Below are 20,820 nucleotides of genomic sequence, written 5' to 3'. Positions count from 1 at the left end.
TATGTTAAGGGTCTACCACTCCAACCGTCTGGATGTGCTGGAAGCGTTAATGGAGTTTATCGTTGAGCGCGAGCGGCTGGACGACCCCTTTGAGCCTGAGATGATCCTGGTTCAAAGTACCGGTATGGCGCAGTGGTTACAAATGACTCTTGCACAGAAGTTTAGTATTGCCGCCAATATCGATTTTCCGCTGCCCGCGAGTTTTATCTGGGATATGTTTGTGCGCGTGCTGCCGGATATCCCGAAAGAGAGCGCGTTCAGCAAACAGAGCATGAGCTGGAAGTTGATGACGCTGTTGCCGCAATTACTGGATGGCGATGACTTTGCATTGCTGCGCCACTATCTGACGGACGACACCGATAAACGTAAGCTTTTTCAGCTTTCCTCGCGCGCGGCTGACCTTTTCGACCAGTATTTAGTCTACCGCCCTGACTGGTTGACCCAGTGGGAAGAGGGGCGACTGGTTGAGGGACTCGGCGAGTCTCAGGCCTGGCAGGCACCGTTGTGGAAAGCGCTGGTGGAATACACCGCGGAGTTGGGCCAGCCGCGTTGGCATCGTGCCAATTTATACCAACGATTTATTCAGACGTTGGAAAACGCGTCCGAGTGCCCGCAGGGACTGCCTTCTCGCGTCTTTATTTGCGGCATTTCGGCGCTGCCGCCGGTTTATTTGCAGGCATTGCAGGCTCTGGGTAAGCACATCGATATTCATCTGCTGTTTACCAACCCTTGTCGCTACTACTGGGGAGATATTAAAGATCCTGCCTGGCTGGCGAAGCTGATGGCGCGTCAGCGTCGGCACAGCTTTGAAGAACGGCACCTGCCGCTGTTTCGTGATAACCAGAAAGCCGAAGGATTATTTAACAGCGATGGCGAACAGGATGTGGGCAACCCGATGCTGGCCTCGTGGGGCAAGCTGGGGCGTGATTACATTTATTTGCTTTCGGAGCTGGAAAATAGTCAGGAACTGGATGCGTTTGTCGACATTACGCCTGACAACCTTTTGCATAATATTCAATCGGATATTCTGGAACTCGAAAGTCATGCCGTGGCGGGCGTCACGCTGAAAGAATATTCCCGTAGTGACAATAAACGCCGGCTTGATCTGAACGATACCAGCGTGACTTTCCATGTCTGCCATAGCCCACAGCGCGAGGTGGAAATTCTGCATGACCGGCTGTTGGCCATGCTGGAAGCGGACCCAACACTGACGCCGCGCGATATTATCGTGATGGTGGCGGACATCGACAGCTACAGCCCATTCATTCAGTCGGTCTTTGGCAGTGCACCAGCCGAGCGTTACTTACCTTATGCGATTTCCGACCGTCGGGCACGTCAGTCTCATCCCGTCTTACAGGCTTTTATTAGTCTGCTGTCTCTACCGGATAGCCGTTTTGTCTCAGAGGATGTTCTGGCGTTACTGGATGTCCCCGTGCTGGCGGCGCGTTTCAACATTGATGAAGAAGGGTTGCGCTATCTTCGCTTATGGGTCAATGAATCCGGGATTCGTTGGGGAATTGACGACGATAACGTGCGTGAACTGGAACTTCCGCCTACTGGTCAGCATACCTGGCAATTTGGTTTAACGCGTATGCTGCTCGGCTACGCGATGGAAAGTGCGCAGGGCGAGTGGCAATCGGTATTGCCTTACGATGAGTCCAGCGGTTTGATTGCCGAGCTGGTAGGGCATCTGGCCTCGTTGCTGATGCAGCTTAATCTCTGGCGTAGAGGGTTAGCGCAGGAACGACCGCTGGAAGAGTGGCTACCTGTTTGTCGGGAAATGCTCAATGATTTCTTCCTGCCGGACGCGGATACCGAAGCGGCGATGACGCTGATTGAACAGCAGTGGCAGGCTATTATCACCGAAGGTTTAGGGGCCGAGTACGGCGATGCTATACCGCTCTCTCTGTTGCGTGATGAGCTGGCCCAGCGCCTTGATCAGGAACGCATCAGCCAGCGCTTCCTGGCGGGTCCCGTTAACATTTGTACGCTGATGCCGATGCGCTCCATTCCGTTCAAAGTGGTGTGCCTGCTGGGTATGAACGATGGGGTTTATCCACGCCAGCTTGCGCCGCTGGGCTTTGATTTAATGAGTCAAAAACCGATGCGGGGCGATCGCAGCCGTCGTGATGATGACCGCTATCTGTTCCTCGAAGCATTGATTTCAGCACAGCAGACGCTCTACATCAGCTACATTGGCCGCTCTATCCAGGATAACAGCGAGCGCTTTCCGTCGGTGCTGGTGCAAGAACTGATGGACTACATCGGGCAAAGCCATTATCTGCCGGGTGACGAATTGTTGACCTGCGATCAAAGCGAGGCAAGGGTAAAAGCGCACATTACCCGTTTGCATACCCGTATGCCCTTTGATGCACAAAACTATTTGCCGGGCGAACAGCAAAGCTATGCCCGGGAATGGCTGCCTGCGGCGAGTCTGTCAGGAAAAGCGCACACGGATTTTGTGCAGCCTCTTCCTTTTGAAATGCCAGAAACACTGACTCTGGAAACGCTGCAGCGATTTTGGGCTCACCCGGTGCGGGCCTTTTTCCAGATGCGTCTGAGGGTCAACTTCCGCTCTGAAGAGAGTGAGATCCCGGACACGGAGCCTTTCACCCTTGAAGGATTAACCCGCTATCAGCTTAATCAGCAATTGCTTAATACACTGGTTGAAGAGAACGACGCTGAACGACTGTTTCGTCGTTTTCGTGCGGCGGGCACGCTACCCTATGGGCCGTTTGGCGAAATTCTGTGGGATACGCAGCGTCAGGAGATGCAGTCGCTGGCTGAGCGTATTATCGCCAGTCGTCAGCCCTGTCAGAGCATGGAAATCGATCTTAACTGTAACGGCGTACAAATCACCGGTTGGTTGCCGCAGGTTCAAGAGGACGGTTTGTTGCGCTGGCGCCCATCTTTGATCAGCATTGCGCAGGGCGTGCAACTTTGGCTGGAACATCTTGTCTATTGTGCGAGTGGCGGTACGGGAGAGAGCCGATTATTCCTGCGTAAAGACGGGGAATGGCGTTTTCCGCCGCTGGATGCAGAACAGGCGTTGCTGTATCTGTCGCAACTCATTGAGGGGTATCGGGAAGGCATGTCGTCACCATTGCTGGTATTGCCCGAAAGTGGCGGTGCATGGATAAAAACCTGTTATGACGCCGCAAATGATGCCATGTTAGATGACGATGCAACGTTGCAAAAAGCGCGCAGTAAGTTTCTGCAAGCCTATGAAGGCAACATGATAGTACGTGGCGAAGGTGATGATATCTGGTATCAGCGTCTTTGGCGTCAACTGGATGCTGATACGCTGGAGACTATTGTTTTACAGTCTCAACGCTACCTGTTACCGATTTTTCGCTTCAATCAGTCATGATGGCTGTATAAAAATTGCGCAATTTGGTGGCTTCCACTATGATGCGCATTCTGTCACGGACTGATTCTTACAAAGAGAAGATGCTGGCTCGTTCAGCACATAGTCTTGCCCTGTTCAGACCATGTATTTATGCGTGGTTTGTAGTGAACAGGTGAATACGTTAATGATGAGGTTTGTGAATGCCCCGCAGCACCTGGTTCAGCGCATTACTGTTGTTCGTCGCCCTTTGGGTTCCCGTAAGTCAGGCAGATACCGGTTGGCAGCCTTTAGCTGAAACCATCCGTAAAAGCGATAAAGATACCCGTCAGTATCAGGCCGTGCGCCTTGATAACGGCATGGTTGTGCTGCTGGTATCCGATCCTCAGGCCGTGAAATCCCTTTCTGCACTGGTAGTCCCCGTGGGCTCGCTGGAAGATCCGGACGATCATCAGGGACTGGCGCACTATCTCGAACACATGTGCCTGATGGGCTCGAAAAAATACCCGCAGCCGGACAGCCTGGCTGAATTTCTGAAAATGCACGGTGGTAGCCACAATGCCAGCACTGCGCCTTATCGTACGGCCTTCTATCTTGAAGTCGAAAATGACGCGTTGGTGGGGGCGGTGGATCGCCTGGCGGATGCTATTGCCGATCCATTATTGGATAAAAAATATGCCGACCGTGAGCGTAACGCGGTTAACTCCGAGCTGACGCTGGCGCGTACCCGAGACGGGATGCGTATGGCTCAGGTGAGCGCTGAGACTATCAACCCGGCGCACCCTGGCTCGCGTTTCTCTGGCGGGAATCTAGAGACATTAAGTGACAAACCGGGCAACCCGGTGGTACAGGCGTTACAAAAATTTCATGAAAAGTACTACTCCGCGAACCTGATGAAGGCGGTGATTTATAGCAATAAACCGCTGCCAGAGCTGGCGCGGATAGCGGCTGACACCTTTGGGCGCGTGCCGAACAGAAATATCGAAAAGCCTGAAATTACCGTACCGGTCGTCACTGATGCGCAAAAGGGCATCATCATCCACTATGTTCCGGCAATGCCGCGTAAAGTATTGCGCGTCGAGTTTCGTATCGATAACAACAGCGCGCAGTTCCGCAGTAAAACCGATGAGCTGGTGACCTACCTGATTGGCAATCGTAGTCCGGGCACATTGTCTGACTGGCTGCAAAAGCAGGGCCTGGTTGAAGGTATTCGCGCAGACTCCGATCCGGTGGTCAACGGGAACAGCGGCGTGTTAGCCATTTCCGCGACGTTAACCGACAAGGGGCTGGCGAATCGCGATGAAGTTGTCGCGGCAATCTTTAGCTACCTCAATTTGTTACGCGAGAAAGGCGTCGATAAACGCTATTTTGACGAGCTGGCACATGTGCTGGATCTCGATTTCCGTTATCCCTCCATCACCCGTGATATGGACTACGTGGAATGGCTAGCTGATACCATGATCCGCGTTCCCGTCGAGCATACGCTGGATGCGGTGAATATTGCTGACCAGTACGATGCGAAAGCTGTTGAGCAACGTCTGGCAATGATGACGCCGCAGAATGCGCGTATCTGGTATATCAGCGCGAAAGAGCCGCATAATAAAACCGCTTATTTTGTCGATGCGCCTTACCAGGTGGATAAAATCAGCGACAAAACCTTTGCCGACTGGCAGCAAAAAGCACAGGGCATTGCGCTGTCGTTACCGGAGGTGAACCCCTACATTCCGGATGATTTCACGCTGATTAAGACGGATAAAAAATACGCTCATCCGGAGCTGATTGTTGATGAGCCGGATTTACGCGTGGTGTATGCCCCAAGCCAGTATTTTGCCAGCGAGCCGAAGGCTGACGTCAGCGTGATCCTGCGTAACCCGAAAGCCATGGACAGCGCCCGCAACCAGGTCTTATTCGCACTTAACGATTACCTGGCGGGGATTGCGCTCGATCAGTTAAGTAACCAGGCATCGGTAGGTGGAATTGGTTTCTCTACCAACGCTAACAATGGGTTGATGCTTAACGCCAACGGCTACACCCAACGTTTGCCGCAGCTTTTTCAGGCGCTGCTGAGCGGCTATTTCAGCTATACCTCAACGGATGAACAACTGGAACAGGCGAAATCCTGGTATGCCCAGATGATGGATTCCGCAGAAAAGGGTAAAGCCTACGATCAGGCTATTATGCCGGTGCAGATGCTTTCTCAGGTGCCTTATTTTTCACGTGATGAGCGCCGTCAGTTGCTGCCTTCCATCACCCTGAAAGAGGTGATGACCTACCGCGACGCCTTAAAAACCGGTGCGCGACCTGAATTCCTGGTCATTGGCAATATGAGCGAAGCTCAGACAACGAGCATGGCGCGGGATATCCAAAAACAGCTTGGTGCGAACGGGTCACAGTGGTGTCGCAACAAAGATGTGGTGGTGGACAAGAAGCAGTCCGTCATCTTTGAAAAAGCAGGCAGCAGCACGGATTCAGCACTGGCGGCGGTATTTGTGCCAACCGGATACGATGAATACACCAGTTCAGCCTACAGCGCCATGTTGGGGCAGATTGTTCAGCCGTGGTTCTACAATCAGTTGCGTACTGAAGAACAGTTAGGTTACGCCGTATTTGCTTTCCCGATGAGCGTTGGCCGTCAGTGGGGAATGGGGTTCCTGCTGCAAAGCAGTGATAAGCAGCCGTCTTACCTCTGGGAGCGTTATAAAGCGTTCTTCCCGACGGCGGAAGCGAAGCTGCGGGCGATGAAACCTGAAGAGTTCGCGCAAATTCAGCAGGCGATTATTGCGCAAATGCTGCAGGCGCCGCAAACGCTGGGGGCAGAAGCCTCACAGTTAAGCAAAGATTTTGATCGCGGCAATATGCGCTTCGATTCACGTGATAAAATAGTGGCTCAGATTAAACTGCTGACGCCGCAAAAACTTGCCGACTTCTTCCATCAGGCGGTGGTTGAGCCGCAAGGCATGGCGATATTGTCACAGGTTTCCGGCAGTCAGAACGGGCAAGCAGAATATGTGCACCCGGAAGGCTGGAAAGTGTGGCAGACCGTCAGCGCGTTGCAGCAAACCTTACCCCTGATGAGTGATAAGAATGAATGATGCCGCTGAGTCCCTTGATCCACTGCGTTTGCCCCTGACGGGCGAGCGTCTGATTGAAGCCTCTGCGGGCACCGGTAAAACCTTTACCATCGCCGCCCTGTATTTACGTTTACTGCTTGGACTGGGCGGCTCTGCCGCCTTTCCTCGTCCTCTGACCGTCGAAGAACTGCTGGTAGTCACCTTCACTGAGGCGGCTACCGAAGAGTTGCGCGGTCGAATTCGTAGCAACATTCATGAACTGCGAATTGCCTGCCTGCGTGAAACCACCGACAACCCGCTATATGCCCGTTTGTTAGATGAAATTGCCGATAAAAAACAGGCTGCTCAGTGGCTGTTATTGGCTGAAAGACAGATGGATGAAGCGGCGGTGTTTACCATCCACGGTTTTTGTCAGCGTATGCTCAGCCTTAACGCCTTTGAGTCTGGCATGCTGTTCGAACAGCAGCTGATAGAGGATGAATCGCTGCTGCGCTATCAGGCCTGCGCGGACTTCTGGCGTCGGCACTGCTACCCGTTGCCCCGCGACATTGCGCAGGTGGTTTTTGAAACGTGGAAAGGGCCGCAGGCGCTGCTGAGAGATATCGATCGCTATCTGCAAGGGGAAGCACCGGTTATCAAGGCTCCTCCGCCCGATGACGAAACGCTGGCCTCCCGGCATGAACAAATTCTTGCACGCATTAACCAGATCAAGCAGCAATGGCGTGATTCTGTTGATGAGCTGGATGGTCTGCTGGAAGCCTCCGGGATCGATCGGCGTAAATTTAATCGCGCTAACCAGGGTAAGTGGATCGAAAAGATCAGCGCATGGGCGCAGGAAGAAACCCAAAGCTATCAGTTGCCTGATGCGTTGGAGAAATTCTCCCAGCGCTTTTTAGAAGAGCGAACCAAAGCGGGCGGCGTAACGCCTCAGCACCCGCTTTTCGTCGCTATTGATGAACTGCTTAGCGAACCGTTAACCCTGCGCGATCTGGTGATCACCCGGGCGCTGGCGGAGATCCGCGCGGCGGTTGCCGAGGAGAAACGCCGCCGCGGCGAGCTGGGTTTTGACGATATGCTCAGCCGTCTGGATGCAGCGTTGCGCAGTGAAAGCGGCGATGCGCTGGCGACGGCTATTCGCACCCGTTTTCCGGTTGCCATGATCGATGAATTCCAGGATACCGATCCGCAGCAGTACCGTATTTTTCGTCGGATCTGGCAGCATCAGCCGGATACCGCACTTCTGCTGATTGGCGATCCAAAACAGGCGATTTACGCGTTTCGCGGCGCGGATATCTTCACCTATATGAAGGCGCGCAGCGAAGTCAGCGCACACTATACGCTTGATACCAACTGGCGTTCGGCCCCTGGCATGGTCAATAGCGTGAATACGCTTTTCAGCCAGATGGACGACGCCTTTATGTTCCGCGAAATCCCCTTCAGCCCGGTAAAATTCGCAGAAAAAAACCAGTCGCTTCAGTTTGTTTTACACGGTGAAACGCAGCCAGCCATGAGTATGTGGCTGATGGAAGGGGAAAGCTGTGGCGTCGGCGACTATCAGAACTACATGGCGCAGGTGTGCGCCACGCAAATTCGCGACTGGCTTAAGGCCGGACATTCTGGCGCTGCGCAACTGGTCAGTGGCAAAGCATCCAGCCCGGTACGCGCGTCGGACATCAGCGTACTGGTACGTAGCCGCCAGGAAGCGGCGCTGGTCCGCGATGCGCTGACGCAACTGGCCATTCCCTCCGTCTACCTCTCTAACCGTGACAGCGTATTTGAAACGCTGGAAGCACAGGAGCTGCTGTGGGTGCTGCAGGCGGTGATGACACCGGAGCGTGAGAACACGCTGCGTAGCGCGCTGGCGACCTCAATGATGGGGCTGAATGCGCAGGATCTTGAAGCGTTAAATAACGACGAAAATGCCTGGGATGCGGTGGTCGAGGAGTTCGATGGTTATCGTCAGATCTGGCATAAACGCGGCGTGATGCCGATGCTGCGCGCGCTGATGGCTGCCCGCCAGATTGCGGAGAACCTGCTGGCGACGGCGGGGGGCGAACGTCGACTGACCGACATTTTACATATCAGCGAACTGTTGCAGGAAGCGGGCTCGCAGCTGGAAAGCGAGCATGCGCTGGTGCGCTGGTTGTCCCAGCATATTCTTGAACCCGACAGCAATGCGTCCAGTCAGCAGCTCAGGCTCGAAAGCGACAAGCATTTGGTTAAAATCGTCACCATCCATAAATCGAAAGGGCTGGAATATCCGCTGGTCTGGCTGCCATTTATCACCAATTTCCGCGTCCAGGATCAGGCTTTCTACCACGATCGCAGCTCCTTTGAAGCAGTGCTGGATCTCAGCGATGCCGAGGAGAGCGTTGAGCTGGCAGAAGCGGAACGTCTGGCGGAAGACCTGCGTTTGCTGTATGTCGCGCTAACCCGTTCGGTATGGCACTGCAGCCTTGGCGTTGCGCCGTTGGTACGACGTCGGGGCGATAAAAAAGGGGATACCGATGTGCATCAGAGCGCCCTTGGTCGCCTGTTGCAAAAAGGTGAGCCGATGGATGCCACGGGTCTGCGTGGCGCGATTGAAGCGCTTTGCAGCAACGATATTGCTTGCCAGACTCCCGCGCAGCCTGACGGCGAACCCTGGCAGGTTGCGCAGTCTGTTAGCAGTGAACTGAGTGCAAAAATACTGCAGCGTACGCCCGGCGATAGCTGGCGCGTGACCAGTTATTCCGGTCTGCAACAGCGTGGACATGGTATCGCGCAGGATCTGATCCCACGACTGGATATCGATGCCGCAGGCGTCGGTGAGGTTATTGAAGAATCAGGACTCACACCGCATCAGTTCCCGCGCGGCGCTTCGCCGGGTACGTTCTTGCATAGCCTGTTTGAAAATCTCGATTTTACGCAGCCGGTGGATCCGCATTGGGTCGAGGAGCAACTGGCGTTGGGCGGTTATGAAGCGCACTGGACGCCGGTTTTGGCCGAATGGCTGGACGCCATTTTGCAGGCGCCTCTCAACGAGACGGGCGTGAGTTTGAGCCAGCTTTCCGCGCGAGAAAAACAGGTGGAGATGGAGTTTTATCTGCCGATTTCGCAGCCGCTGATGGCCAGCCAACTTGATGCGTTAATTCGCCAGTACGATCCGCTCTCGGCGGGGTGCCCTGCGTTGGACTTTATGCAGGTGCGCGGCATGCTAAAAGGCTTTATTGACCTGGTATTCCGCCACCAGGGGCGCTATTACCTGCTCGATTACAAATCGAACTGGCTGGGTGAAGACAGCTCCGCCTATACGCAGCAGGCGATGGCCTCTGCCATGCAGGCGCATCGCTACGACCTGCAGTATCAACTTTATACTCTGGCGCTGCATCGCTACTTGCGCCATCGCATTGCTGATTACGATTATGAACGCCATTTTGGCGGCGTTATCTATCTCTTCCTGCGTGGCGTTGACCGTGAAAATCCGCAGCAGGGAATTTATGCGACCCGACCTGACGGAGAGTTGATCGCTTTGATGGACGAGTTGTTTGCCGGTGTGCCGCTGGAGGAGATGTCATGACAATCCAGAAACGATTACTGGAAGCCGTTGAGCAAAAGCAGCTCCGCCCTCTGGATGCCCAGTTCGCGCTGGCGGTTGCCGGAAATGATAACCCTGCCGTTGCGCTGGCAGCGGCGTTGCTCAGCCGTGAAGCAGGAGAAGGGCACGTCTGCTTACCGCTTTCGCGTCTATCCCGAAGTGAGGACGCCCATCCTCTGTTAAGCGCCTGGCTCGCTGAAGCGGGAGAGCCCGAAGACTGGGCGGAATGCCTGCTGGCCTCCGGGGCGGTAAGCCGTGGCGAGCAGCCCACACCGCTGGTGCTGTACGGCGATCGTTTGTATCTGAACCGGATGTGGCATAACGAACGCGCGGTGGCGCGCTTTTTCGGTGAGGTTAACTACGCCATTGAGGTGGATGAACAACGGCTGACCCACACGCTGGCAGCGCTGTTTCCGCCCGTTGAAGGCGTTAACTGGCAAAAAGTGGCCGCTGCTGTCGCGCTCACCCGGCGTATATCGGTGATCTCCGGCGGACCGGGGACCGGAAAAACAACAACGGTGGCGAGGCTTCTGGCGGCGTTGATTCAGATGGCGGACGGTGAACGCTGTCGTATTCGCCTGGCGGCGCCCACGGGAAAAGCAGCAGCACGTCTGACCGCCTCGCTGGGCGCGGCGTTGCGTGAACTGCCGCTGACCGATGAGCAAAAGAAGCGCATTCCCGATGATGCCAGTACGCTGCATCGATTATTAGGCGCTCAGCCTGGTAGCCAACGTTTGCGGCATCATGCAGGAAACCCGCTGCATCTTGACGTGCTGGTAGTGGATGAAGCCTCGATGATCGATTTGCCGATGATGTCGCGCCTTATCGATGCGCTACCGCCACACGGGCGGGTGATTTTTCTGGGCGATCGCGACCAGCTCGCTTCTGTTGAAGCGGGGGCGGTACTGGGGGATATCTGTGCTTTCGTCGGTGATGGTTTTACCCCGGAGCGTGCCCGCCAGCTTAGTCGCCTGACTGAAACCACTATTCCGGCTGGTTCGGGAACTCAGGCGGCTGCTCTGCGCGACAGTTTGTGCCTGCTGCAAAAGAGCTACCGTTTCGGTAGCGATTCCGGAATCGGTCAGTTGGCTGCGGCGATTAATCGTGGTGACAAAGCCGCGATAAAAACGGTCTTCCAGCAGGGATTTGGCGACATCGAAAAACGCGCTCTGCACAGCAGCGAAGATTACGCTGCGATGCTGGAGGAAGCGCTGGCGGGTTATGGTCACTATCTGGATTTACTGCGCGAGCGCGTCGAGCCGGATGCTGTCATTCAGGCCTTCAATGAGTATCAGCTATTGTGTGCCCTGCGGGAAGGTCCGTTTGGCGTGGGTGGTTTGAATGAACGCATTGAGCAGGTGATGGCGCAAAAACGCAAAATTCACCGTTCGACGCATAGCCGCTGGTATGAAGGAAGGCCAGTGATGATCGCGCGCAATGAGAGTTCGCTGGGATTATTTAACGGTGATATTGGCATTGCCCTGGATCGTGGGCAGGGTCTGAGGGTGTGGTTTGCGCTGCCGGACGGTTCTATCAAATCGGTTCAGCCCAGCCGCTTGCCTGAACATGAAACCACCTGGGCAATGACGGTGCATAAATCGCAGGGATCTGAGTTTGACCACGCGGCGTTGATTTTACCCAACCAGCATTCACCTGTGGTGACTCGCGAACTGGTCTATACCGCCGTTACCCGCGCGCGCCGTCGTTTGTCGCTATATGCCGATGAGCGGATATTGAGTGGCGCCATTGCCACCCGAACCGAACGCCGCAGCGGATTGTCGGCGTTGTTTAATGATGGCATGATGTAGGCCGGACAAGCGTCAGCGCCATCCGGCTGTGTGCCTGATGGCGACGCTATCGCGTCTGATCAGCCTACGATCTGCATACCAAAGATGTGCCAGCGAACTGTATGCCGCATCCGGCAACCACTCCTATGCCAAATCCGCCATCAGCACTTTTGACCGCCGCTGATAGTTGTACATCTCTTTTTTGCTTTCCGGCAGCAGGTCGATATCTACCGGCGTGAAGCCTCGCTCCTGAAACCAGTGAATGCTGCGCGTGGTCAGCACGAACAGCTTGCTCAGCCCCATCTGCCGGGCCTGCGCGGCGATCCGTTCCAGCAACACTTCCCCGCGCGACGAGCTACGGTAGTCCGGATGTACCGCTACGCACGCCATTTCGCCAATTCTCTCTTCCGGGAAAGGGTAAAGAGCGGCACAGGCGATAGTCAGGTTATCACGCTGAATAATCGTGAATTTGTCGATCTCCATTTCCAACTGCTCGCGCGAGCGGCGGACCAGAATACCTTGCTGTTCCAGCGGGCGGATAAGCTCCAGAATCCCGCCGATATCGTTGATGGTAGCGCGACGGATCTGCTCGGCGCTTTCCATCACGATCTGCGTACCGATGCCGTCACGGGAGAACAGTTCTTGCAACAAGGCGCCATCTTCCTGATAGCTGATCAGATGGCAGCGGCGTACGCCACTGCGACAGGCTTTCACTGCTCCGCGCAGGAAACGCACCGTACCGGAGCTGTAATCGCCTTTCTCTTCCTGCAACTCAACGCGAGCCTGAGCTTCGTTAGGAAACAACTCGGAAATAATATCGCCATCATCGTTGGTGACACCCTGAGACGAGCAAAAACCGATCATTTTCTCTGCCTTCAGTTTGATAGCCAACTGTGTGGCGACCTCTTCTGACGTCAGATTAAAGCTCTCACCAGTGACGGAAACGGCGACCGGGCCCATCAACACAATCGCGCCGCTATCTAACTGGCGGTGAATGGCATCTTCATCGATGCGACGAATACGCCCGCTATGGCAGTAATCTACGCCGTCATCAACGCCCAGCGGCTGGGAGATAATAAAATTACCGCTGACCACATTGATGTGTGCACCCTGCAATGGCGTATTATTCAGGCTCATCGACAGGCGGGCGGTAATATCAAGCTGAAGTAGCCCTGCAGCCTGTTTGACCAGCTCCAGGGTTTTCGCATCGGTGACGCGCGTGTTTTTGTGGTACACCGGCTCATGATGATGCGCCGCAAGATTGGCATCAATCTGCGGTCGAGCGCCATAGACCACGACCAGGCGGATGCCGAGGCTATGAAGAAGACCAATGTCATTGACGATACTGGAAAAGTTTTCATGCTCGATGGCTTCACCGCCCAGCATAATGACAAACGTTTTTCCCCGATGGGTATTGATATAGGGAACAGAATGGCGGAATCCCTGTACCAGTTCGGTTCTACGCTCCTTCACCACGGCACACCCTCATTGCATGATTATTCGTAATTTGTGTATTTTTATTCTGTTTTGGTTCTGTGCGCAAGCGTAATTTTTACCCATGCTGAAGATTTTTATCAGTAATACCGTGAATATAAAAAGAATGTTTACCCTTTTATAGATGACAGATTATGCGTCATTCGCTAAAGTTTCCGGTCAATTCGGACGTTTTACGTATTACCTCTAAAAAGATTTCTTTTGCTCGGGAGAAGCATGTCGGGATCCAATTCAGCAATCAGTCGCCGCCGTTTATTGAAAGGTGCGGGTGCTATGTGGCTTTTGAGCGTCAGCCAGGTGGGTCTGGCAGCCGTGAGTCAGGTCGTTGCCGTACGTATCTGGCCTGCGTCCAGCTACACTCGCGTCACGGTAGAATCTAACCGTCTGCTGAAATACAAACAGTTTGCCCTGAGTAATCCTGAGCGTGTGGTTGTGGATATTGAAGACGTTAATTTGAACTCGGTGCTCAAGGGCATTGGGACGCAGATTCGTCCTGACGATCCGTATATTAAGTCGGCGCGCGTTGGCCAGTTTGATCCAAAGACTGTGCGGATGGTGTTCGAGCTGAAACAGAATGTGAAGCCGCAACTTTTTGCGCTGGCTCCGGTGGCAGGCTTTAAAGAACGTCTGGTGATGGATCTCTATCCCGCGAATGCCCAGGACGTTCAGGACCCGCTGCTGGCATTGCTGGAAGATTACAACAAGGGCGATCTGGATAAACAGGTGCCACCTGCACAAAGTGGCCCGCAGCCGGGTAAAGCGGGGCGCGATCGTCCCATTGTCATTATGTTGGATCCGGGCCACGGCGGAGAAGACTCCGGTGCGGTGGGGAAATACAAGACGCGTGAAAAGGATGTGGTGCTGCAGATTGCCCGCCGCCTGCGAGCCCTCATAGAGAAAGAGGGCAACATGAAGGTCTTTATGACACGAAATGAAGATATCTTCATTCCGCTTAAAGTCCGCGTGGCGAAAGCGCAGAAGCAGCGTGCAGACCTGTTTGTCTCTATTCACGCCGATGCCTTTACCAGTCGACAACCCAGCGGTTCTTCGGTGTTTGCGCTCTCGACCAAAGGCGCGACCAGTACCGCAGCGAAATATCTGGCGCAGACCCAGAACGCCTCGGATCTCATTGGTGGCGTCAGTAAGAGCGGTGACCGTTACGTCGACCACACCATGTTTGACATGGTGCAGTCGCTGACCATCGCCGACAGCCTGAAGTTTGGTAAAGCGGTATTGAATAAGCTTGGTAAAATCAACAACCTGCATAAAAACCAAGTTGAACAGGCCGGGTTTGCGGTACTGAAAGCGCCGGATATCCCGTCCATTCTGGTCGAAACGGCATTTATCAGTAACGTTGAGGAAGAGCGCAAACTCAAAACGGCGACCTTCCAGCAGGAAGTTGCAGAGTCGATTCTGGCAGGGATTAAAGCCTATTTTGCCGATGGGGCGACACTGGCGAGAAGGGGATAACAAAAAAGCGCTGAAAAGCGCTTTTTTTACGGACCGCAGATACAAAAAAACACCCGTCAGGGTGTTCATAATGTTGGTTGCGGGGGCCGGATTTGAACCGACGACCTTCGGGTTATGAGCCCGACGAGCTACCAGGCTGCTCCACCCCGCGTCCGTCTTTACTCTTCATCGAGTAAACTTGTATCAGATTATATTGGTTGCGGGGGCCGGATTTGAACCGACGACCTTCGGGTTATGAGCCCGACGAGCTACCAGGCTGCTCCACCCCGCGTCCGTCATTACTCTTCCATCGAGTAACGTTACTGCTTCTGATTTTAATTGGTTGCGGGGGCCAGATTTGAACTGACGACCTTCGGGTTATGAGCCCGACGAGCTACCAGGCTGCTCCACCCCGCGTCCGTGGATGCGCACTATACTCTGCTCGCATTTTCATGCAACCCTTTTTTCACCTTGATCACGTTTTTAGGGTGAAAATGAACAAAAACAACGCATTCTGGATTATTTTTTGCTCAAAATTTGCGTTCGGGTATGTATACGCATTTCATTAGGTTCGGGGGTTTGTTATCTTCGTCTCGCATTCAGGCAACATAAGACGAGAACAATGAAAGGACGTTGGGCAAAATATCTTCTGGCGGGAGCAGTAGTCGCGATGCTCGCCGCGTGTTCCTCAAAACCCACCGATCGTGGGCAGCAGTATAAAGACGGGAAATTTACCCAGCCTTTCTCACTGGTGAACCAGCCTGATGCGGTTGGCGCACCAATCAATGCCGGTGATTTCGCCGAGCAGGTTAATCAAATTCGCAGCGCTTCGCCACGTTTGTACGGTAACCAGAGCAACGTCTACAACGCTATCCAGCAATGGTTACGCGCGGGCGGTGATACGCGCAGTATGCGTCAGTTTGGTATTGATGCATGGCAAATGGAAGGGGCTGATAACTACGGTAACGTCCAGTTTACCGGTTACTACACGCCGGTTATCCAGGCGCGGCATACGCGCCAGGGCGAGTTTCAGTATCCTATCTATCGTATGCCGCCAAAACGTGGGCGCTTACCATCCCGTGCCGAGATCTACGCGGGCGCGCTAAGCGACAATTATATTCTGGCATACAGCAACTCCCTGATGGATAACTTCATTATGGATGTTCAGGGCAGTGGTTACATCGATTTTGGCGATGGCAGCCCGCTCAACTTCTTTAGCTATTCCGGGAAAAACGGCCACGCCTATCGCAGTATCGGTAAAGTGCTTATCGACCGTGGCGAAGTGAAAAAAGAAGATATGTCGATGCAGGCTATTCGTCATTGGGGTGAAACGCACAGCGAAGCCGAAGTGCGTGAGCTGCTGGAGCAGAACCCATCGTTTGTCTTCTTTAAACCACAATCTTTTGCTCCGGTGAAAGGGGCCAGCGCGGTACCGTTGATTGGCCGCGCATCAGTGGCTTCTGACCGCAGTATCATTCCTGCGGGCACAACGTTACTGGCGGAAGTCCCGTTACTGGACAATAACGGCAAGTTTACCGGCCAGTACGAACTGCGTCTGATGGTGGCGTTGGATGTGGGCGGGGCGATAAAAGGGCAGCACTTCGACATCTATCAGGGTATTGGCGCAGACGCCGGACACCGTGCCGGGTGGTATAATCATTACGGTCGCGTATGGGTACTAAAAACAGCGCCGGGTGCGGGTAACGTGTTCAGCGGTTAATTGCCGGATGGCGCTTCGCTTATCAAGCCTGAATTATTGAGTAGGCCTGATAAGGCGCAGCCACCATCAGGCAGTGATGCAGTCATCAAGGGCGGTATTTGTCCGCTCTTTTTGTTTTCTATATCTGAGGTTCTATGTCTGTGGTTATAAGTGATGCCTGGCGTCAGCGTTTTGGCGGTACGGCGCGTCTGTATGGCGAAAATGCGCTGCAACTGTTTGCTCAATCGCACGTTTGCGTGGTTGGGATTGGCGGAGTGGGGTCATGGGCGGCGGAAGCGCTAGCGCGAACCGGCATTGGCGCCATCACGCTCATCGATATGGATGATGTGTGTGTCACCAATACTAACCGCCAGATCCATGCTTTACGCGATAACGTCGGCCTGGCAAAAGCTGAAGTGATGGCTGAACGTATCCGCCAGATTAACCCGGAGTGCCGGGTGAACGTGGTCGATGATTTTGTCACGCCGGATAACGTTGCTGAATATATGAGTGCGGGATTTTCGTATGTCATTGATGCGATTGATAGCGTGCGCCCAAAAGCGGCACTGATCGCGTACTGTCGGCGTAACAAAATTCCGCTGGTGACCACCGGTGGTGCGGGCGGACAGATCGATCCTACGCAGATTCAGGTCGTTGATTTGGCAAAAACCATCCAGGATCCGTTGGCGGCCAAGCTACGTGAGCGGCTGAAAAGCGATTTTGGCGTGGTGAAAAACAGCAAAGGCAAGCTGGGCGTGGACTGTGTGTTCTCGACCGAAGCGCTGGTGTACCCGCAGGCAGATGGCTCGGTATGTGCGATGAAAGCGACGGCGGAAGGGCCGAAACGTATGGATTGCGCATCCGGGTTTGGCGCGGCCACGATGGTGACCGCCACCTTTGGTTTTGTTGCCGTCTCCCATGCGCTGAAGAAGATGATGGCCAAAGCGGCGCGCCAGCTCTGATTGTGTCGGATGGCGCTATGCTTATCCGACCTACGGTTTGTGCGGTGTTGTAAGCCGGATAAGACGTATCAGCGCCGTCATCCGGCTTTCTGAGCAACCTCAAGAATCGCCTCGTTAAGAGCATGTAGCCCCTGGCTACGCGAGGCGCTGAGCTGCGCGCGTAAACCCAGCTCGTCAAATAATTCCATTGGTGAATGCGCCAGTAACTCGGCGGCCGTTTTACCTTCGACCGCGGTGAGTAATACCGCCAACAGCCCGCGTACTATTCGACCTTCGCTGTCACCAAAGAAATGCAGAGTGCCATTCTCATGAAGAGTATGCCCCAGCCAGACGCGGTTTTCACAGCCCGCGATTTCTTTGGCCCGTGCTTTTAGCGCATCCGGAAGCGCCGGCAACTGCTTACCCAGCAGTATCAGCTGACGATATTTATCTTCCCACTGAGTGAGCGGGATAAAGGTATTGCGTAACGTCTCTTCGGTTACGGTTGTGCCAAACGGGTGTCCGGCGAACAAAGGGCTTGTCATTAATCCACCAATATTTCCAGCGCGCGGTCGACGGCTGCGACCAACGCATCCACATCGCTTTGTGTATTATAAGGGGCAAATGAGGCGCGTAGTGTCCCGGATACGCCCAGTTCTGCCAGTAGCGGTTGCGCGCAGTGTTGCCCCGCGCGCAGCGCAATGCCATATTCGGCCAATAGCGTAACCATATCGCTGTGATGAACACCCGAGAAATCAAAGGCTAACAGACTGGAATCCTGGCTGCGGAAGGACCGAAAGCCGGGGCGTTTCGCCAGCGCATCTTCTGCCAGCGTCGCCAGACCCCGGCTCCAGTTTTCGGCCTGTGCAACGTCGACGTCCGCCAGCCATTCGAGCGCTGCGCTTAGCCCGATAACGCCAGCAACGTTAGGCGTACCGGCCTCCAGCTTCCATGGGGCTGCCTGGGTGGTGAAACCGTCGAAGCTGACTTCGCTAATCATCTTTCCGCCGCCGAGCCACGGTGACATAGCTTCCAGTAATTCAGGCTTACCGTACAGCACGCCAATACCGGTTGGGCCATACAGCTTGTGGCCCGAGAACGCATAGAAATCAATATCTAACTGTTGTACGTCGGCAGGAAAATGGACAATCCCCTGGGCACCATCAACCATCACCACCATGCCAGCCGCATGGGCGAGCGTGATGGCGCGGGCCAGATCCGGGCAGCCACCGGTGACGTTCGACATTTGCCCGAGTGCCAGAATGCGGCTGCGCGGGGTAATGAGTTGCGTAAGGCGCTCAACGTCTGGCAATAAATCGGGGGTGAGTGGGAGTTTGACGACCTTAGCCCCCGTTTGCTCCGCGACCATCAGCCAGGGCACGAGGTTGGCGTGATGTTCCGCTGCGCTAACGATAATCTCATCACCCGGCTGAAGGCGTGGACGCGCATAGCTTTGAGCAACCATGTTGATCGCTTCCGTTGTGCCGCGGGTCCAGACGATGGTTTTGTCATCCGGCGCATTAATCAGGCTTGCGACTTTTTCCCGCGCGGCTTCATAGCGTGCGGTCAGGCGCTGGGCTTCAGCAAACTGGCTGCGATGGACGTTTCCGGCGCTCAGGCTATAAAACTGGTGGGTAGCCTCAATCACCGCCTGTGGCTTCAGCGCCGTAGCAGCGCTGTCGAGATAGACGCCAGCATCGTTGAGTGCGGGAAATTGTGCGCGAAACTGCGCGGGGTTAAAAGCGTTCATGGTATTCCTCAGTTCAGTAAACCGATCGTGGCGCAAAAAGGGCATTGATACAAGGGTTGCGCTAACCATCGGAATACTCTGGATATCCTGGCAAAGCCCGCTCAGTGTCTTATGCTAAATAGCGTTAGGTGAACAATTTTGCCTGTTACGGAGTGTGTTTTTAATAGCATAAATCGCTTTAAGGAGAAGAAGATGAAAAAGACTGCCGCCATAATTTCTGCCTGTATGCTGACTTTTGCCCTGAGCGCCTGTTCCGGTTCGAATTACGTGATGCACACCAACGATGGTCGATCAATCGTAGCTGACGGTAAGCCACAGACCGATAGTGAAACGGGGATGATTTCGTATAAAGACGCTAACGGCAACAAACAGCAGATTAACCGCACTGACGTGAAAGAGATGGTAGAACTGGATAACTAACCGGTCATCCATCGACAAAGAGTCGGACAAAAAAAAGCACCGCAATTTGGCGGTGCTACATTAATCACTATGGACAGACAGGGTAAATGTACAGGAAGTGAAAAAGGGTAGCTTTGCTACCATGGTCTGAATCGCAGACCAATTGCAAACACAACAACACAACATCACAACCGTAAGCCAAAAGCCCACCAGAACACGCATTCCGATAAAACTTTTCGTTCCGGCTTCAGGAAGTGCCGCCACTATAGGTATTTGCTGGTAGAACCTCAACGGACAATTTATAATGGCTCAGATAAAAAAAACTAATAGGTTACAGCCTGTTAGCTAATTGTTAAATTCATTTAACATCAAAGCCTAAAAGTCATGTCAAAACGATTACCACCCTTAAATGCGTTGCGTGTTTTTGATGCTGCAGCGCGTCATTTGAGCTTTACTCGCGCAGCAGAAGAGCTTTTTGTGACGCAGGCCGCAGTAAGTCATCAAATCAAGTCTCTTGAGGATTTCCTGGGGCTGAAGCTGTTTCGTCGACGCAATCGATCTTTGCTGTTAACGGAAGAAGGTCAAAGCTACTTCCTCGACATCAAAGAGATTTTTTCGCAATTAACCGACGCGACGCGTAAACTTCAGGCACGTAGTGCAAAAGGTGCACTTACCGTCAGTTTATTGCCCAGTTTTGCGATCCAATGGCTGGTGCCCAGACTCTCTAGCTTTAACTCAGCTTATCCGGGAATCGATGTCAGGATCCAGGCGGTGGACCGTCAGGAAGACAAACTGGCGGACGATGTAGATGTGGCGATTTTCTACGGACGCGGCAACTGGCCGGGTCTGCGCGTTGAAAAATTGTACGCAGAATATTTATTGCCGGTCTGCTCGCCGCTATTACTCACCGGTGATAAACCGTTGAAGACGCCCGACGATCTGGCTAAACATACATTATTGCACGATGCGTCGCGCCGTGACTGGCAAGCCTATACGCGCCAGCTTGGCCTGAATCATATCAACGTACAGCAGGGACCTATCTTCAGCCATAGCGCCATGGTGCTACAGGCTGCTATCCACGGACAGGGGATTGCGCTGGCGAATAACGTCATGGCGCAGTCCGAAATAGAAGCCGGACGTCTGGTCTGTCCGTTTAACGATGTTCTGGTCAGCAAAAACGCATTTTATCTGGTTTGTCATGACAGTCAGGCAGAACTGGGTAAAATAGCCGCCTTCCGTCAGTGGATTTTGGCTAAAGCGGCCACGGAACAAGAAAAATTCCGCTTTCGTTATGAACAATAATTTAC

12 protein-coding genes and 3 tRNA genes are annotated in these 20,820 nt (G+C 53.9%); 9 read left to right on the top strand and 6 right to left on the bottom strand.

The window, feature by feature from the left end:
- Nucleotide 1 precedes the first annotated feature (1 nt).
- From recC to recD, 4 genes are all read left to right on the top strand, one after another.
- On the top strand, nt 2–3,370 hold the full coding sequence (recC, locus tag OGV74_RS07045) for an exodeoxyribonuclease V subunit gamma (RefSeq protein ID WP_086504515.1): 3,369 nt from the start codon (nt 2–4) through the stop codon (nt 3,368–3,370).
- 179 nt (nt 3,371–3,549) lie between these two features.
- The gene (gene ptrA / locus OGV74_RS07040) at nt 3,550–6,438 is read left to right on the top strand and encodes a pitrilysin (RefSeq protein ID WP_086504514.1); all 2,889 of its coding nucleotides are present in this window, start codon (nt 3,550–3,552) and stop codon (nt 6,436–6,438) included.
- Nucleotides 6,431–9,976 (top strand): exodeoxyribonuclease V subunit beta, encoded by a 3,546-nt coding sequence (gene recB / locus OGV74_RS07035; RefSeq protein WP_086504513.1) that lies wholly within the window; start codon nt 6,431–6,433, stop codon nt 9,974–9,976. The genes ptrA and recB overlap by 8 nt, the downstream gene beginning before the upstream one ends.
- Nucleotides 9,973–11,802 carry an exodeoxyribonuclease V subunit alpha gene (gene recD / locus OGV74_RS07030; protein ID WP_086504512.1) on the top strand — a complete coding sequence of 610 codons (1,830 nt, stop codon included), beginning with the start codon at nt 9,973–9,975 and terminating at the stop codon, nt 11,800–11,802. The genes recB and recD overlap by 4 nt, the downstream gene beginning before the upstream one ends.
- A 123-nt stretch (nt 11,803–11,925) precedes the next feature.
- Here recD and argA read toward each other — a convergent pair whose 3' ends face one another.
- On the bottom strand, nt 11,926–13,257 hold the full coding sequence (gene argA, locus OGV74_RS07025; RefSeq protein ID WP_003034012.1) for an amino-acid N-acetyltransferase: 1,332 nt from the start codon (nt 13,255–13,257) through the stop codon (nt 11,926–11,928).
- A gap of 234 nt (nt 13,258–13,491) precedes the next feature.
- On the opposite strand from argA, the gene amiC reads away from it, so the two are divergent.
- Nucleotides 13,492–14,745, top strand: a complete 1,254-nt coding sequence (gene amiC, locus OGV74_RS07020; RefSeq protein WP_003034016.1) for an N-acetylmuramoyl-L-alanine amidase AmiC — start codon at nt 13,492–13,494, stop codon at nt 14,743–14,745.
- A 74-nt stretch (nt 14,746–14,819) separates the two neighbouring features.
- Here amiC and OGV74_RS07015 read toward each other — a convergent pair.
- The 3 genes from OGV74_RS07015 to OGV74_RS07005 all read right to left on the bottom strand — a co-directional run bounded on the left by OGV74_RS07015 (nt 14,820) and on the right by OGV74_RS07005 (nt 15,141).
- Nucleotides 14,820–14,896, bottom strand: a tRNA-Met gene (locus tag OGV74_RS07015).
- A 43-nt stretch (nt 14,897–14,939) separates the two neighbouring features.
- Nucleotides 14,940–15,016 (bottom strand) — tRNA-Met (locus OGV74_RS07010).
- Nucleotides 15,017–15,064: 48 nt separating this feature from the next.
- Nucleotides 15,065–15,141 (bottom strand) — tRNA-Met (locus tag OGV74_RS07005).
- A 205-nt stretch (nt 15,142–15,346) separates the two neighbouring features.
- Between OGV74_RS07005 and mltA the strand changes: the two genes are divergently transcribed.
- Entirely contained in the window at nt 15,347–16,444 is a 1,098-nt protein-coding gene (mltA, locus tag OGV74_RS07000; RefSeq protein ID WP_003034021.1) for a murein transglycosylase A, read from the top strand.
- Nucleotides 16,445–16,578: 134 nt separating this feature from the next.
- Nucleotides 16,579–17,385, top strand: a complete 807-nt coding sequence (gene tcdA / locus OGV74_RS06995) for a tRNA cyclic N6-threonylcarbamoyladenosine(37) synthase TcdA (RefSeq protein ID WP_048218528.1) — start codon at nt 16,579–16,581, stop codon at nt 17,383–17,385.
- Nucleotides 17,386–17,462: 77 nt separating this feature from the next.
- Here tcdA and csdE read toward each other — a convergent pair whose 3' ends face one another.
- Together csdE and csdA are read right to left on the bottom strand one after the other, a co-directional pair.
- Entirely contained in the window at nt 17,463–17,909 is a 447-nt protein-coding gene (gene csdE / locus OGV74_RS06990) for a cysteine desulfurase sulfur acceptor subunit CsdE (protein ID WP_048218527.1), read from the bottom strand.
- A complete protein-coding gene (csdA, locus tag OGV74_RS06985) occupies nt 17,909–19,114 on the bottom strand; it encodes a cysteine desulfurase CsdA (protein ID WP_048218526.1) in 1,206 nt (401 codons plus the stop codon). Before csdA ends, csdE begins: the two co-directional genes overlap by 1 nt.
- Before the next feature lie 192 nt (nt 19,115–19,306).
- On the opposite strand from csdA, the gene OGV74_RS06980 reads away from it, so the two are divergent.
- Both OGV74_RS06980 and gcvA read left to right on the top strand, forming a co-directional pair.
- A complete protein-coding gene (locus tag OGV74_RS06980; protein WP_003034032.1) occupies nt 19,307–19,534 on the top strand; it encodes a YgdI/YgdR family lipoprotein in 228 nt (75 codons plus the stop codon).
- 363 nt (nt 19,535–19,897) lie between these two features.
- The gene (gcvA, locus tag OGV74_RS06975) at nt 19,898–20,815 is read left to right on the top strand and encodes a glycine cleavage system transcriptional regulator GcvA (RefSeq protein WP_003034035.1); all 918 of its coding nucleotides are present in this window, start codon (nt 19,898–19,900) and stop codon (nt 20,813–20,815) included.
- The last annotated feature ends 5 nt before the right edge of the window (nt 20,816–20,820 follow it).

It is taken from the genome of Citrobacter sp. Cf116, assembly GCF_030336505.1.
GTDB classification, from domain to species: Bacteria; Pseudomonadota; Gammaproteobacteria; order Enterobacterales; family Enterobacteriaceae; genus Citrobacter; species Citrobacter freundii.
This window is presented reverse-complemented; position numbering and strand designations above follow the sequence as displayed.